This window comes from Bacillus sp. FJAT-27916 (assembly GCF_001183965.1).
GTDB lineage: Bacteria > Bacillota > Bacilli > Bacillales > Pradoshiaceae > Pradoshia.
This window is the reverse complement of the sequence record NZ_LFZV01000001.1, coordinates 1,330,171-1,344,866: the sequence shown is the minus strand read 5'-3', so window position 1 is coordinate 1,344,866 and position 14,696 is coordinate 1,330,171. Positions and strand designations below refer to the sequence as shown.

Annotated in this window: 15 protein-coding genes; 7 read left to right on the top strand and 8 right to left on the bottom strand. The window is 42.6% G+C overall.

Going from position 1 to position 14,696, the window contains the following annotated elements; genetic code table 11:
• Positions 1–58: 58 nt before the first annotated feature.
• Positions 59–388: a TIGR04104 family putative zinc finger protein gene (locus AC622_RS21630; protein WP_082197043.1), complete on the top strand. Its 330-nt coding sequence runs from the start codon at positions 59–61 to the stop codon at positions 386–388.
• 26 nt (positions 389–414) lie between these two features.
• On the opposite strand, the gene hpaB is transcribed toward AC622_RS21630, so the two are convergent.
• A complete protein-coding gene (hpaB, locus tag AC622_RS06375; RefSeq protein ID WP_049670303.1) occupies positions 415–1,890 on the bottom strand; it encodes a 4-hydroxyphenylacetate 3-monooxygenase, oxygenase component in 1,476 nt (491 codons plus the stop codon).
• Positions 1,891–2,028: 138 nt separating this feature from the next.
• Here hpaB and AC622_RS06370 point away from each other — a divergent pair, with 138 nt between their 5' ends.
• The 4 genes from AC622_RS06370 to AC622_RS06355 all read left to right on the top strand — a co-directional run bounded on the left by AC622_RS06370 (position 2,029) and on the right by AC622_RS06355 (position 4,912).
• Complete coding sequence (locus AC622_RS06370) at positions 2,029–2,922, top strand: LysR family transcriptional regulator (protein WP_049670302.1); 894 nt, start codon at positions 2,029–2,031, stop codon at positions 2,920–2,922.
• Between the two features lie 65 nt (positions 2,923–2,987).
• The gene (locus tag AC622_RS06365) at positions 2,988–3,734 is read left to right on the top strand and encodes a fumarylacetoacetate hydrolase family protein (protein ID WP_053103720.1); all 747 of its coding nucleotides are present in this window, start codon (positions 2,988–2,990) and stop codon (positions 3,732–3,734) included.
• The gene (locus tag AC622_RS06360; protein ID WP_049670301.1) at positions 3,734–4,525 is read left to right on the top strand and encodes a fumarylacetoacetate hydrolase family protein; all 792 of its coding nucleotides are present in this window, start codon (positions 3,734–3,736) and stop codon (positions 4,523–4,525) included. Before AC622_RS06365 ends, AC622_RS06360 begins: the two co-directional genes overlap by 1 nt.
• Positions 4,526–4,528: 3 nt before the next feature.
• Positions 4,529–4,912, top strand: a complete 384-nt coding sequence (locus tag AC622_RS06355) for a 5-carboxymethyl-2-hydroxymuconate Delta-isomerase (protein WP_049670300.1) — start codon at positions 4,529–4,531, stop codon at positions 4,910–4,912.
• A gap of 80 nt (positions 4,913–4,992) precedes the next feature.
• On the opposite strand, the gene AC622_RS06350 is transcribed toward AC622_RS06355, so the two are convergent.
• The 7 genes from AC622_RS06350 to AC622_RS06320 all read right to left on the bottom strand — a co-directional run bounded on the left by AC622_RS06350 (position 4,993) and on the right by AC622_RS06320 (position 11,474).
• Positions 4,993–5,499: an NUDIX hydrolase gene (locus AC622_RS06350; protein ID WP_049670299.1), complete on the bottom strand. Its 507-nt coding sequence runs from the start codon at positions 5,497–5,499 to the stop codon at positions 4,993–4,995.
• A gap of 604 nt (positions 5,500–6,103) precedes the next feature.
• On the bottom strand, positions 6,104–6,562 hold the full coding sequence (locus tag AC622_RS06345; protein WP_049670298.1) for a flavin reductase family protein: 459 nt from the start codon (positions 6,560–6,562) through the stop codon (positions 6,104–6,106).
• 37 nt (positions 6,563–6,599) lie between these two features.
• Positions 6,600–7,583 carry a 3,4-dihydroxyphenylacetate 2,3-dioxygenase gene (gene hpaD, locus AC622_RS06340; protein ID WP_049670297.1) on the bottom strand — a complete coding sequence of 328 codons (984 nt, stop codon included), beginning with the start codon at positions 7,581–7,583 and terminating at the stop codon, positions 6,600–6,602.
• Between the two features lie 27 nt (positions 7,584–7,610).
• On the bottom strand, positions 7,611–9,128 hold the full coding sequence (gene hpaE, locus AC622_RS06335; protein ID WP_049670296.1) for a 5-carboxymethyl-2-hydroxymuconate semialdehyde dehydrogenase: 1,518 nt from the start codon (positions 9,126–9,128) through the stop codon (positions 7,611–7,613).
• 23 nt (positions 9,129–9,151) lie between these two features.
• A complete protein-coding gene (gene hpaI / locus AC622_RS06330; RefSeq protein ID WP_049670295.1) occupies positions 9,152–10,066 on the bottom strand; it encodes a 2,4-dihydroxyhept-2-ene-1,7-dioic acid aldolase in 915 nt (304 codons plus the stop codon).
• Positions 10,067–10,133: 67 nt separating this feature from the next.
• The gene (locus AC622_RS06325; RefSeq protein ID WP_231589487.1) at positions 10,134–10,790 is read right to left on the bottom strand and encodes a GntR family transcriptional regulator; all 657 of its coding nucleotides are present in this window, start codon (positions 10,788–10,790) and stop codon (positions 10,134–10,136) included.
• Positions 10,791–11,144: 354 nt separating this feature from the next.
• Positions 11,145–11,474 carry a hypothetical protein gene (locus AC622_RS06320; protein WP_331456700.1) on the bottom strand — a complete coding sequence of 110 codons (330 nt, stop codon included), beginning with the start codon at positions 11,472–11,474 and terminating at the stop codon, positions 11,145–11,147.
• An 873-nt stretch (positions 11,475–12,347) separates the two neighbouring features.
• Between AC622_RS06320 and AC622_RS06310 the strand changes: the two genes are divergently transcribed.
• Positions 12,348–13,760 (top strand): glycosyltransferase, encoded by a 1,413-nt coding sequence (locus AC622_RS06310; RefSeq protein ID WP_049670292.1) that lies wholly within the window; start codon positions 12,348–12,350, stop codon positions 13,758–13,760.
• Between the two features lie 12 nt (positions 13,761–13,772).
• Positions 13,773–14,687, top strand: coding sequence for a polysaccharide deacetylase family protein (locus AC622_RS06305; protein ID WP_049670291.1), 915 nt, complete (start codon positions 13,773–13,775; stop codon positions 14,685–14,687).
• Positions 14,688–14,696: the final 9 nt, after the last annotated feature.

Sequence of the window (14,696 nt, the reverse complement as noted above, 5' to 3'; positions counted from 1 at the left end):
TAAAGCACAGGTGCCCAAGGATTTGAAACTATCTCTAGGGTGAAATCGTATAGTTACTATGACTACTATTCAGAAAGGACTAATGCATATGCCAACCTGTAAAGCATGCGGGAATTCCTGGACATGGTCTTCATCGCTAAAGGCCATACTCTCCTTTAGACAGTCGATGATTTGTCCTTATTGTCAAAAAAGCCAATATCAAAGTCAGTCCTCCCGTTTCAGAACATCCTTCATCACCATGATTCCACTACTTCTTCTTCCGTTTTTCATCCTATTTCAACTTTCTATTACCGTTACTTTATTGATCGAACTTGCTATCTTGATTATCATACTATTCGTTCTGCCCTTTGTCCTTATCCTGAGCAATCATGATGAACCGATGTGGTAGCGGGATGAATGCTGCCTATTACAATCTTATATTTTTGCTTTCTGCAATTCTTCTGAGCGATCAAGGAATTCTTTAACACGGTCAACATATTTTTGTTTATCATAGCCGCTGTATAGGGCACCAGCCATACGGACAGGATCTCCAAAGAAGAAGCGCTCGTACAAGGTCTGCCTTGAACCAAATGAACTCATGCACACATCCCAAGCCAATCTGTATAATTTGACACGGTTATAGGCATCTCCATTGGCCGATTGGAGATACTTATCCAAATCCGGCCGCAGCTCTGATTGGAAATCCTCTTCGGTTGGGATGGCCATTAAGCCGCTTGCTCCCATGAGCTGCATAATCTCCGTAAAGCGGGGATAGATTTTCGGGAAATAATTCCTCGCTGCATTTAACGGAGCGAAATCCGGTGTCATAATGCCCCATTTATCTATGGAAGCATTGGCTTCCGATGCAGCTACATATGCCTTCAATGTCTCAAGGGCAATGATGACTTCTGAAATTTTTTCCTGAATATGCTGATACTGGCCGATATTAATGGTTTCAGCCATGAGCTCAAGAATTCCAAGGACGAACTCAGTCTTAGCAACATTCTTGGATACAACCTGATGTGTCATATGAACAACCGCGTTGCTCTCATTATAGGCCTGGTTACAAATATTAACATCGCCTAAAGCAAAGACACGGTCCCATGGAACGACCACATCATCGAAGACGACAATAGTGTCCATTTCCTCAAACCGGGAACCTAGCGGATGGTCAAATGAGGATTTGCCATAATCAAATGACTCTCTGCAAATAAACTTCAGACCAGGTGTATTGTTCGGAATGGAAAAGGCATAAGCATAAGGATTCTCTTCCTTCCCCTGCTTAAGCAATGTTGAAGGGAATACCATGATTTCATCGGTAATGCCCCCCTGTGTCGCTAGTAATCTCGCCCCTTTTATAACCACACCTTCATCCGTCTTCTCCTTGATTCGTGCCGCAATATACGGATCATTCAGTTTAGAGGCACTGACCCCCCTGTTCACCTGCGGCTGGATGAGGGTATGTGTTAGAGAAAGATCATTCTCACGGCAATGCTCGTAATAGCGAATCATGTTTTGCTTATACTGCTCATCCTGTTTGCCAAACATATCAGCAGCCGCTCCATAAGCCATAATACCGACATTGATATAATCAGGAGAGCGTCCCATCATGCCGCCTGTATAGACAGCCCACTCCTGCATCATTTGACGTCTCATCATCAGCTCGTCTTTCGTCCTTGGCTGGATAAAGGATGTTCCTACCCTTTCTCCGGAAGATGGAGAGGTATAGGTCATATATTCCTTCTTGCCGGGCTGATGCTGAAGGTCATACAGCTCAGCCTGGGACTTCATGACTCCCTTAAAGGCTGGATGCTCAGAAATATCACCCTCTACTTGCTTTCCATTTATCCACACATTTGCTTTTGCCTGATTGACCCGCTCTATGTATTCTTTGCCTGTTTTAGCTCCCAAAGTATCTCCTCCTTTTTATAAAGCGCTTACATTTTCTCTTGAAAACATCGTATCATGTGGTAATCTATAGGAAAAATACAAAAAAAGAAGCTTAATCTATCTAAAAAAAGTATAATCCAGCTAATTGGAGGTGAACGATTGGATATTCGTCAGCTTCGTTACTTTGCGGCAATCGCCGAGGAGGGACAAATCACTAGGGCAGCCAAAAAGCTGCATATGGCTCAGCCTCCTCTCAGCTATCAGCTAAAGACACTTGAAGAGGAGCTCGGACAAACCTTGTTTGAAAGAAACGGAAAAGCCATGGAATTAACCGAAGCAGGAAGATTATTGTACGAACGGACAAATGAATTATTTCGCTGGGTCGAAGAGACTACCCAAGATGTTCAGCAGGTTGGAAAAGGATTAAAGGGAAACTTGGCAATTGGAAGTGTAAAATCCAGCTTTTCTTATTTACCGGAAAGAATCAAACAGTTCAGAGATGAATACCCTGAAGTCATATTTCAGCTCTATGAGGGAGATTCATACAGGATAGCCGACTATTTACTGAATCGGGATATCGAAATCGGCATTGTACGTCTCCCGCTTGACCTCCATCAATTTCACACCATGCCTTTACCGACTGATCAATTTGTCTGTGTGCTTCCCAAAAGTATTAGCTGCAGCGATTCCTTGCATATGTCCGATTTGGCCGAGATGCCGATTATGCTGCTGCATCGAGTAAGGGGAGTCGGATTATACGAACTAGTTATAGATACATGCCGGGATAACGGACTTGAGCTAAATGTGATTTGTCATTGCCCAGATACTTCGATGCTTCTCACCTTGGTAAGAGCTGGCGTCGGCGCCGCTTTATTGCCTTTATCCGCCATACCTGCATCTTCGGAAGAATGGTGGATAGTCAAACATATCGAGGATTTGCACATCAATTCTGAATCCGCCGTCATCTGGCTTAAAAACCGCCGTCTTTCAAAGCAGGCTGAGCGGTTTTTGGACAGTCTGCCAACCTCCGGACCTAAAATACCAAATATTTGAATATTAAATGAATTTCATATATGATTTCATATATGATTATTAATTGATGAAAGGAAGGCGATGATTTGAGCAATCCAGTTTTCGACCGCTCCTCCATTTGCGCCCAGCTGCTCAGCGGGACTTCCCTAGCCTACTCAAATGCAGGGAATCCCATTATGGGAACTGTTTACGGGACATTATTAAATGTCAAGGATGCCTATCAAGAACTAGAATCTCATATGAAAAACAAGCCGTATCAAAAACCGCCAGAAGCTCCAATTCTATACATCAAACCAAGAAATACATACAATCAGCATAAAGGAATCATTTGGCTCCCAAAAGGAACTGAGCGTCTTCGAACAGGCCCTTCCCTTGGCATTGTCATTGGCAAAACAACCAAATCCATTGTAGAGGATGACGCGATGGACTATATTCAGGGCTACACAATTGTTAACGATATCAGCATCGAGCATGACAGCCTGTACCGGCCGCCCATTCGTTTTAATGCAAGAGATGGATTTTGCCCTATCGGCCCAGATGTAAAAAAAGCCAGCCTAGTAACAGACCCGCACAATCTTCGAATCGATGTATATATAAATGAACAACTCTCTCATACCAGCTATACGAGCGAACTGATCCGCTCTATTCCAGCTTTATTAACAGATGTAACCGAATTTATGACTCTATATCCCGGAGATATTCTTATGGTCGGAGTCTCCCATAACCCGCCCGTCATACATGATGGAGACCTGGTCAGAGTCACAATTGAACAGATTGGCAGCCTGGAAAATCAGGTGATGTCAGAAACACAAGCAGAACAGGAGGGGAAATGATGAAGGTTGCCCGTATTGCCTATAAAGGGTCCATTCATATCGTGACTGAAAAGGATGGAAAACTTGCCATGCCTGACGGGCAAATGCTCGAGGAGGATCAAGTCGTCTGGCTTCCGCCGGTGAATCCCGGCAGCACGGTGTTTGCTCTTGGGCTGAACTATGCCGATCATGCGAAAGAGCTCGATTTCTCTCCCCCAAAGGATCCCCTTATCTTCCTGAAGGGACCAAATACCTTCATCGGCCATAGAGGAGAAACGAAACGCCCCATAACGGCTAAGTATATGCATTATGAATGTGAGCTTGCCATTGTCATCGGCAGGAGAGCCCGCCATGTCAGCCGCAAGAATGCACATGATTATATAGCTGGCTATACGATTGCCAATGATTATGCTATCCGGGATTATCTCGAAAACTATTACCGGCCTAACCTGCGCGTCAAAAACAGGGACACCTGTACACCTCTCGGACCGTGGCTTGTGGATGCATCCGATATCGAGGACCCATGCAATCTTACACTGCGAACGTATATTAACGGGAATCAGACACAAGAAGGTCATACACGAAACATGATTTTCACACCCGATTATCTAATTGAATACTTAAGCAGTTTTATGACCTTGAATCCAGGGGACATTATATTGACAGGAACACCAGAAGGTCTGGAAAATACGGCAATTGGGGATGAAGTCATGACAGAAATTGAAGGCATCGGCCGACTTAAGAGTACAATCATCGCTGATCAGCCATTAACGGAAGAACAGCCGCTCTCCTCCAGTATGAGGAGGTCCTGATAAATGCCCCACTTAACCATCGAATACACAGATAATCTAGCCAATCAACTTCAAGTGAAAGAACTGCTAAAGAAATCTGGTCAAGTTCTCTACTCCTTCCAAGATGTCTACCCAATTGGAGGAATACGGGTAAGGGCTATTCAATTAACCGATTATTGGATTGCAGATGGCACAGAAGATGATGCCTTTGTTCATATGACATTAAAAATTGGCGCAGGCAGGACAGATAAAGAAAAGAAGGATACATGCGATAAGCTCTTTCAGATGCTCGAGGATCATCTGCAGGATTTGTATCAATCACGCTATCTCGCTCTTTCATTGGAGTTATATGAATTTAGTGAACTAGGCACCTATAAGAAGAATAATATTCATAAACGGTTTAGGTGATGTAAACAAGAGCCTTATTATACATCGCATGCAATAAGGCTCTTCCATTTATATTAAGTAGACCATCCCATAAGATACGATTATTTCTGAGAGAGATTATTAACCCATTGTTCCTTCCATTGAAAATAGGATTCATTATTGTCGTTATGTAAAAATAACTCTTTCGGATAAGGCAAAGCTAGTTCCGGCATATTTTGAGGATGAAAATATTGAAGGTCAGCCGTTTCTTGATCCATTGGATTTAGTTTACCGCCTTGAATAACACAATCAAACAAAAAAAGAGAATATTCTACTTGATGCCCATTTGGGTATTGATAACGATATTCCTCCCCGCCAAATACCCCCAATAACTTTCGTGGCTCAACAGATAATCCTGTCTCTTCCCATACTTCACGAACCATCGCTCCTGCAGGTGCTTCTCCAGGTTCAATCGCACCAGCAGGAAGACTCCATTTCTCACCATTTCCTTTGTTCTGTAACAAAATTTCTCCCAATTCATTTCGAACAACCCCTGCTACGCTTGGGATGAATAATAAATCATTCCCTACTTTATCTCGAAGTTTTTGATAATAATCTGACATCCCCATTTTTTGCCTCCTTAGGTTTTATTTATACTCTCAAATACTCTTGATAACGAACCAGTCGTTCTTCACCTAATCTGATACTTTAGTGCAAGACAAAAAGCTTATGAATTTGACTATTTGGTTTCCTTTTGAATTTAGGGGAGATTAATCCCTCGTGAAGTCCCTGTTATTCACCCTATTGTCCATGTAAATCGTCACCATATTGTCGATGTCCCTCGACATAGTTTTAGACATTTTAGAAGAGATGAGTTTATTGAACATGGATTTCCTACTCGACGTTCTTGGTAAATCTTCATAAGATTTAACAATTTATATTGGAGGGTGGATCTTTTTCCGGAACCACCCTTTTTAGTAGAGTATGTTCTTGTATGCAGGGGAAAGGAATAGAATTGTAAATATATTCAACTAATCTTTTCTACCATTTAGTATAGTAGGATTTTTTAACAATTATATTATCACTGGACAAAAAGGCATATCCGTTTAGGATTATGCCTTTTTTGTTTTCTTCAAATAAATTCCATCTCGAGATTTCAAATCTATTTCATCCAGAAGATCTCTATAGAAACTAAGATTAAAAGAATCATACAATCACCACAAACTGCCGCCGTTAACTCAGCCCGCCGTACTTCCCGCCAAAGAATAACAGCGGCTTTCCTTCGTTCAGCAGCAGTTCCTTCACTTCACCAATAAACAAGGTATGATCACCAGCAATCTGTTCACTGTATACGTCACAAAATATACTGGCAATGGCTCCCTTGATCAAAGGCCGTTCATCAACCCAATCAAATTCTACATTCTGTTTTTCTTCTGACTGTCCTGCAAAAAGGCGTGAGATGGATTCCTGCTCCTCCGACAGAATATTAATGACGAAGCTTTGCGATTGCTGAATCTTTTGCAGCATCCTTGCCTTTTCACCGATTGAAATCATGACGAGCTTTGGATTTAGGGAAACAGACATAAAGGCATTGGCTGTCATACCGTGAACCATCCCATCTGCCTTTGTTGTCAGAACGGTCACTCCTGTGGCGAATTTTCCCATCGCTGAACGAAACAAACGATCCTCCATTTATCCTCCCTCATTTCTAACAGATTCCACATGTCTTCTATATGATGAATTCAGGCTTCTTTTTCTTCAGCAGGGGCTCTTTCATTCTGCAGACTTCTCCTGTATGAACATCCAGCACCTCCGAGGCTTCGTCAAACCAGCAGTCTGGCGCTTTCGCTCCCCAAAATGTCTGTCTCCTCGGGTCATCTAACTGCCAATGCAGAGGGCCGACATCTGGATCACAGGTCAGATAATCTCCGTTATAGAGCTCAATACGATGGCCGTCCGGGTCTCTTAAATATAAGAAGAAGGCATTGGATAAACCATGTCGCCCAGGTCCCCGTTCAATCGAATGAGCAAACCCTAGAGCAGCGAGCACATCACAAGTATGAATAAGCGCTAAGGGGTCTGGAAGCCAGAAACCGATATGATGGAGCCTTGGACCAACCCCGTTCATGAAGGCATGGTCATGCACACCATGCTTTCGGTGCAGCCAGCATGCCCAGAGTTTTCCGTCTTCATCAATCGTATCCTCTGAGCAGGAGAATCCAAGCTCCTGAGAATAGAAGTCATGTGCTTTTTGAACATCCGGTACTGCACAGTTCACATGGTCGATTCTTTGCACTCTGGAGCCCTTGTAAAGGTCATATCTTTGCAACAACCGCTCCACCTGGTTCATTTCATGAAAGAATTCTACCGGAAGCCCGGATATATCCTGGGTGCGTAAAGCTCTGCCCATAGCATGCTGGCTTCCTTTATCCATCCATTTTGTCTTTAATCCCTTAGCGGTAAATAGATTCTCCAGCGCATCCAAGTCTTTGTCATTTGATACTTTATAGCTTATCGCCTCAACACTTGGTGCTTCAGCCTTTTGAAGGACCAGACTGTGATGATGAATTTCCTCCAGTCCGCGTAAATAAATATGCGTATCTGTACTTTCTGTCTCAATGAACCCTAAAGTATCGATATAAAATTCCCTGGAACGATTCAGATCAGTGACATTCAATATCGTTCTCGCAACACGAATAATATTAAAGTCCATAAACTCCTCCCTTTCCGAGTGGTATCCTTACTGAATTTCTGTTGCGGTAATCTGCTGCTTCTTTTTCACCCCAAATTTTGGAATGGACTGTTCGCCAATCGCCACATGAACAACCTGTGTTTCAGTATAAAATTCGAAGCTGTAATGGCCGCCCTCCCGGCCAACGCCGCTGTTTTTAGATCCGCCGAATGGAATACGCAAATCTCGTACATTTTGAGAATTAAGCCATACCATACCGCTGTCCACCTTCTGAGCCAGTCGGTGACCCCTTTTGATATCACCGGTCCATACATAAGCTGCCAAACCATACTTTGTATCATTCGCCATCTCAAGCGCCTGTTCCTCTGACTTGAATGGAATGACCGCCATAACCGGTCCAAAGATTTCCTCTTGTGCGACAGTCATATCATTCCGGCAATTCAAGAGGAGTGTTGGTGCCACGAAATTCCCCTCTCTTAATTCAGGCGGAATTGTTCCGCTAACGATTTCCGCTCCCTCCTCTTCAGCCAGCTGAATATACCGCTTCACATTTTCGTAATGCTCCCTATGAATCAGCGGACCGACTTCACTAGCGGGATTCATCGGATCCCCGATGATGATATTATTCACACGTTCTTTCAGAGATTGAACAAATTCCTCATAAATCCCCTCTTGGATAAATAAACGGGAATTTGCTGTGCAGCGTTCCCCATTAAAAGAAAAGATGCCCCATACGACTGCATCAAGCGCCTTCTCTACATCCGCATCATCAAAGATAATGGCAGGAGACTTGCCTCCTAATTCCATCGAAACACGCTTTAGTGTCGCTGCTCCGTTGCGAATGATTTCTGAGCCGGTTTTTGTTTCTCCCGTAAAGGAAATTAATTGAACGTCCGGATGGGCCACTAAGGCAGCTCCGGCCGTTTCCCCAAATCCATGTACAATATTAAAGACCCCTTTTGGAAGACCTGCCTGGTCAATGATTTCAGCCAGCTTGTTTGCCGTCAAAGGCGACCATTCCGCAGGCTTCAGCACGACCGTATTCCCTGTCGCAAGTGCAGGTGCCACCTTCCATGTCTCCAGCATAAAGGGAGCGTTCCATGGCGTAATCAACCCGGCTACCCCAACAGGCTTGTGAATCGTGTAATTGATGTATTCCTCATCTACCTGGTACGCTTCCCCGACAAGGCGGCTATTGACCATCTCCGCATAAAAGCGGAAATTCTCCGCTGCTCTCGCTGCCTGCTTCTTTGTTTGGCTGATTGGCAAACCCGTATCTAATGACTCTAAATAAGAGATCTCCTCTGCTTCCTGTTCAATCAAATCTGCAATTTTTTTGATATAACCCAATCGTTCCTTTACGGATAACGCTCGCCATGGCCCATGGTCGAATGCTTGTCTTGCCGCTCCAACCGCTAAATCAATATCCTCTTTTTCTCCCTCGGCAACCTGATTGATTTCTGTATTTGTAAAAGGACTGATATTACTGAACCGGTTGTTTGAAATCGCTTCCAAAAATTCGCCGTTTATATACTGCTTTACATTCCGAACGACATAGGCTGTCATCGAACTCCTCCTGTCCATAAAGATTATTGGTTAACGCCTTCTAAATATCCATATGTTTGCAAAGTTTGCTTAATCTCATCGTGAAGCTTACCTGAAGGGGGTTCCATCGGCGGTCTCATCGCCGGATGAATCTTGCCAATCATGCCCATGGCAGCCTTCAATGGTCCTGGGTTCGTTTCCTTAAAAAGTACATCATTCAGCGGCATCAGCTTATAATGCAGGTCAAGCGCTTTATCGACATCGCCTGCTTTCCAATAGTTATACAGGTCGGCAACCTCCTTCGGCGCGACACATGCCGTTGCGCTGATATGACCAGCTCCCCCAATCGCAAGCATTGGGTAACAAAGAAGTTCAATACCGGAATATAGGAGGAAATCCCTCCCGCAATGAAGCAAGACGCGATTCACATGCTCGAAATCCTTATTGGATTCCTTCACACCAATAATATTCGGACAATCCTCCACCAGTCTCGCCAATGTCTTAACCTCAAGGTTCACAGCGGTTCGTCCCGGAATATTGTAAACAATGATTGGGATATCAACGGAATTAGCAACTGTCTTGAAATGATTGTATAATGCTTGCTGATTAGGCTTGTTATAGTACGGAACAATTACCAGCGCTGCATCCGCTCCCATCTCCTGAGCGCGCTTGGTTAAATGCAAAGTCTCCCGCTGATTGGCTGAGCCGGTACCCGGCATAACAGGCACCCGTTTGCCGGCTGCTTTGATGGCCGTTTCCATGACCATTTCTCTTTCTTCTATGGACAATGAGCTTGGTTCACCTGTAGTCCCGCAAACCGAAACGCCGTGAGATCCACTTTCAATATGCCAGTCAATCAACTTTCTCAAAGCTTCCGTGTCCACATCCAGTTCTTCATTAAATGGCGTAATAATCGGGGCTATTGACCCTCTCAATCTACTCTTAACATCCTCAAACATCTAACCGCTCCTTTTCAGTATATTCAGAAATTTACGGGTGATAGGCATGCATCTGCCCATCCTTCGCCTATAAAATTTGCTGGCTGCTATCTCCTTTTCGATGGAGGAAAGCATCAATCGTATTCTTGCGATGCTTCCTGATAATAGATTCAACTTGTTCCATAGGGGCTCTTTCCTTCAAACATTGAATTAGCTCTGAATGCTCTTGAATGGATTGGTACGCTCTTTTGGGAACCATTGAGAAAATAGATTTACGTACTCGATCCATCCGGTCCTGTGTCTCTTCAATTTTCTCAACCAACACGGGGTTGCCGCATTTTTGAATAATGCTGGCATGGAAGGAACGATTTAGTTCTCCAAATAACTCAAACTCATATTCACCGACAGCCTTTTCCATGTCATTGTTTAATTGAATCAGCTTTTCAATGTCCTCGTCAGTTAAAAGCTGGGCGCTGAGTGCTGTAGCATAGCCCTCTAAAACACTTAGAACATTAAGGGTATCGATATACTCTTTTTCATCTATGCTTGTTACAACAGCCCCGCTATATGGCTTGTAGGTAATGAGCCCCTCTGACTCCAATTGTCTAATGGCCTCCCTAACTGGAATAATGCTCACCCTCAGCTCTTTTGCCACTTGATCAATCACAATCCGCTGCCCAGAACCAAAGGTACCGTCCAAGATGCGTGCACGTAAATGCGTATACACAAATTCTTTTTTGCTCATTGATTTTACATTCCTTTCCATACGGATATCATATATGAAATCATATATGATTTCAATTTAATTTTTAATCTTCAGAATATTTTAGGTCTAACTGCTTATTGCTAAAGCTTATCCTGCATTTCATAACTCCCGCATCATTCAGCATTCATACAGAAAAAGCATCCCTCTATCCAAAAGGATAGAGGGATGCTTTTTGGTTAACGCTTATTAATTGGAGAATGGATAACTCATGACAATCAATTCTCCTTTAGGTCCCATCCGTCTCTCCCATGAGTCCACGAAACCGCATTTCCTATATAAGCTTTGTGCAGCCGTATTCTTCACATTTACGGCAAGGATGATTTCTGTCATGTCTTAGAAATGAAATTGAATGAACGCTGGCAGCAGACTCAAAGCCTTTTTGGCATATCCCCTTCCTAGGTAGCGGTGATCTGTCGAGAATGCCCGGATTAGGATCGCCTGCTTATTTGTTGTGTAAGTGCTAGTTCCCTCTCCGTGATGAAGGACGAAGAAGGTGACAAGTTGATCTTCCTCAATTGCCAATACTGGTAAACGGTGAGCATCACCTTTAGAGAGCTCAATGCATTCAGAAGGCATAGCCGTATAGCGCAGTTGGTCATCCTGCAATTGGTATTGTTTGGTTTTTGCTTGATAGCAATCCTTGTAAAAGTGAAGCTCCATCATCCCATCCCATCCCCTCAAAAGAACATTTGTTCTAATTATACCAATATATTCAAGATGGGTGCAATCTAATAATCATCTATCTTCTTTCTGGGATTTCTAATAGTTCATTGACTTGATTGATATAAACGGCTATCGCAAAAAACACTATCCAGCAAACCTAAGAAACGAAAAAGGATCTCAGAGACATATCATTCCTCGCCGATCTTATGTAAAGTCCTATAAGACATCTTTGCCTCGTTCCTAGCAGAATGAAGGGAATATACCGTCTCATTTCCTCCAGATAGAGCAAACCGTTTTGTCCTATCGCCTGTTTTTACGAGAAAAAAATTCATACATTTCACTAAGCCATAGTCTTCTGCAAACCAAGCCATTCCTACTGTATACCAGTAAAGAGGGTGAATCAAATATAACTCCTGTATGCGGGCTTGTTCTTCATCTGACAAAGGTGGAAAAATTCAGCCTATGTGCGCCGTTGTTATATGTCAGTTTTTGTAAACCAATTAACACCCTATACAATCAATCAAAAGTACTACTATAACAAATTAGTATGAAAAGAAAGTAATAACATCATCCTCAAATTAATTTAGAGTAGTTTTCCCATTCGATTTGCATATCATTAGACCCATTCCACTCTAACCAAATCTAACAATAACCAATCATCCATGCATGCCTGCAACCATTTTTTAAGGGTCTAAAAACCTATTTTATACCATTTTTCATTAAGTTTCGAATATTCTCTTCCATTCCTCCTGTATCTTTAGCCACATTGACGTTAATTAACCTGACTCTATATTATTAATTTTGTAACCATTATTTAATATTGTAAAAAGTTTGTAAGTTTTACACACATTTTGAAACAAAAGGGGACTCATTATGGAAATGCATATTGGATTGATCATTACGTTAATCATGTATATCATCTTCTTTACTTTTCAGTCACTATACATTTTCATACCGCTTCTAACGGTAAAAGGCCCACGCTTCTCTGGCAAAGAGAATACCTTTGAACAAGGGATATCTGTCTTAATACCTGCCTACAATGAAGAATCGGTCCTGAAAAATTGTATACAAGCCATGCTCCATGTCGATTACCAAAAGTATGAAGCGTTCATTATTAATGACGGGTCATCTGACAACTCAATGAAACTTTTGAACTCTCTCCTTCAGCTGAAGGAATGCAAGAGAAATAAAGCTAATGTGCTGGAGCATAAAGCGATACGGGGAGTCTATCAATCTAAACTCTACCCAACCATTTTTGTTATTGATAAGGAAAATGGCGGAAAGGCTGATTCCCTCAATGCAGGGATTGAATATGCCTCCTTTGAGAATATTATTACGCTTGATGCTGACAGCTCATTAGATGTCCGTTCACTAAGCATCATTAATGAAGCTTTCACTGATAAAGATGTAGTAGCTGCCGGCGGTATGGTTCATATCGGACAGGCTTTTCACGGAGATTACACAAATCCTAAGCCACGGTTTTCGATTAATCATTTAATGAAGTTTCAATTTATGCAATATTTAGCCAATTTCTATTTGTATAAGATCACACAGACAAGGTTTAATGCGTTAGCCATCATTTCAGGCGCATTTGGGGTATTTAAACGGAGCATGCTTTTCGAAGTGAAGGGGTACCGTATCACGGTCGGCGAGGATATGGACATCACGATGAGGATTCAACGTTTGATCAAGACCAAATATCCTGATAAGAAAATCATCTTCATTCCAGAAGCCGTTTGCTATACAGAAGGACCGGAAACCTTCCGGGATTTGTTTAAGCAAAGAATCCGCTGGCAGAAGGCCTTTATTGACTGCATTATGATTTATGGCACATCACTCTTCAGGAAATTTGGATTTGGCGTTTCTGTCTTTCTATTAGTGGATGCATTGATGCTCGGTACATTGACCGCTTTCCCGACGTTAATTATTCCATTCATGATTCTTTTATCCGGTTCAGGCGCTGTCCTTGCACTCATGCTCTTTCTCTTTTCCTTCAGCCTTGGTGTTTTCCAAAGTGTCGTGAGCTTAATCATCACCCACCGCCTTGGCCATGCCTTCACGGTACGCGACCGGCTCCGGCTTTGCTATTTCGTCCCATTAGAGATTGTCAGTTATCGTTTTCTCGGCGTTATTTTTAATACCTTTGGAACAGTCGCCTATTTCATCAATAAGAACAGCTGGAATAAGGTTCAACGCGTTGGGAAACAGCACCAAACGTACAGCGAAGAATTGACTGGTTCAGAGAATGTCATTCCTATTCTGCAGAAAAGCAAAAAAACGAGCTAGAGGTAGATGAATATGAAGAGAAAGTTTAATACAACGTTTATACTTGTCTTTGTTGTCCATTTTGCAGTACTAAGTGTTCTATTCGCCCAAAACTTTGAAGCAATTGCCTATGGCAAGCTGCAATTTGTTTCAGATAAGCCGCTTGAATTGGATCGTAAAAATGAAATTCGGACTTTTGATGACACCAAAAAGAAGAAAGCGAAACAGGTTCCAGTTCTGATGTATCATCGTATTATTAAATCAGATGACCTCCAAACGAACCACTATAATGAAGAGGGAGAACTATACGGTACGATTGTGACAAAGGAACAATTTAATGAACAAATGCGCTTTTTACATAAGAAGGGCTATACAACATTAACCTTAGCTGAGTTTCAGGCTTATATGAATGAGGATTTGGATGTACCTGAAAAAAGTGTGCTTATCACCTTTGATGATGGGTTCAAGGATAATTACATCAATGCATATCCCATCCTGAAAAAATATGATCAGCGCGCATCTATTTTCTTAATTGCTGGAAATATCGACCGAGATCCAAGAGATTATGACCCGGCAGATGCCCAATTCTTAAGTGTTGAGGATATTGAGGCTAGTACAGATATCTTCGATTATGAAAGCCATACGTACAAATTCCATGAACGAGATGAAAGCGGAGCTGCTTTCTTAACATCTAAGCCGAGGGAGGATGTCCTTGAGGATATTGAGATTGGCATGGAGCTTGTCGGCTCCAAGACAGCCTTCGCCTACCCGTTTGGTGAGTATGATGGTGAGACCATCAAAATCTTAGAAGAGCTAGGGATGGAAATGGCCTTTACGATTAAAGATGGAATGGCTAAACCAGGAGGCAACCTTCTCGAGATTCCAAGAAGGGGAATCTACCCGGGGACAACGATGGAGATTTTCGAACTTCTCCTTACCTATGAATAAGCAAAGGAC

Coding starts and splice junctions, on each gene's coding strand:
- AC622_RS21630 (WP_082197043.1), top strand. CDS start 59: ATGACTACTATTCAGAAAGGACTAATGCATATGCCAACCTGTAAAGCA.
- AC622_RS06345 (WP_049670298.1), bottom strand. CDS start 6,562: ATGGAGGATCGTTTGTTTCGTTCAGCGATGGGAAAATTCGCCACAGGA.
- hpaE (WP_049670296.1), bottom strand. CDS start 9,128: ATGACAGCCTATGTCGTTCGGAATGTAAAGCAGTATATAAACGGCGAA.
- AC622_RS06350 (WP_049670299.1), bottom strand. CDS start 5,499: ATGGGGATGTCAGATTATTATCAAAAACTTCGAGATAAAGTAGGGAAT.
- AC622_RS06310 (WP_049670292.1), top strand. CDS start 12,348: ATGGAAATGCATATTGGATTGATCATTACGTTAATCATGTATATCATC.
- AC622_RS06355 (WP_049670300.1), top strand. CDS start 4,529: ATGCCCCACTTAACCATCGAATACACAGATAATCTAGCCAATCAACTT.
- hpaI (WP_049670295.1), bottom strand. CDS start 10,066: ATGTTTGAGGATGTTAAGAGTAGATTGAGAGGGTCAATAGCCCCGATT.
- AC622_RS06360 (WP_049670301.1), top strand. CDS start 3,734: ATGAAGGTTGCCCGTATTGCCTATAAAGGGTCCATTCATATCGTGACT.
- AC622_RS06325 (WP_231589487.1), bottom strand. CDS start 10,790: ATGAGCAAAAAAGAATTTGTGTATACGCATTTACGTGCACGCATCTTG.
- AC622_RS06305 (WP_049670291.1), top strand. CDS start 13,773: ATGAAGAGAAAGTTTAATACAACGTTTATACTTGTCTTTGTTGTCCAT.
- hpaD (WP_049670297.1), bottom strand. CDS start 7,583: ATGGACTTTAATATTATTCGTGTTGCGAGAACGATATTGAATGTCACT.
- AC622_RS06320 (WP_331456700.1), bottom strand. CDS start 11,474: ATGATGGAGCTTCACTTTTACAAGGATTGCTATCAAGCAAAAACCAAA.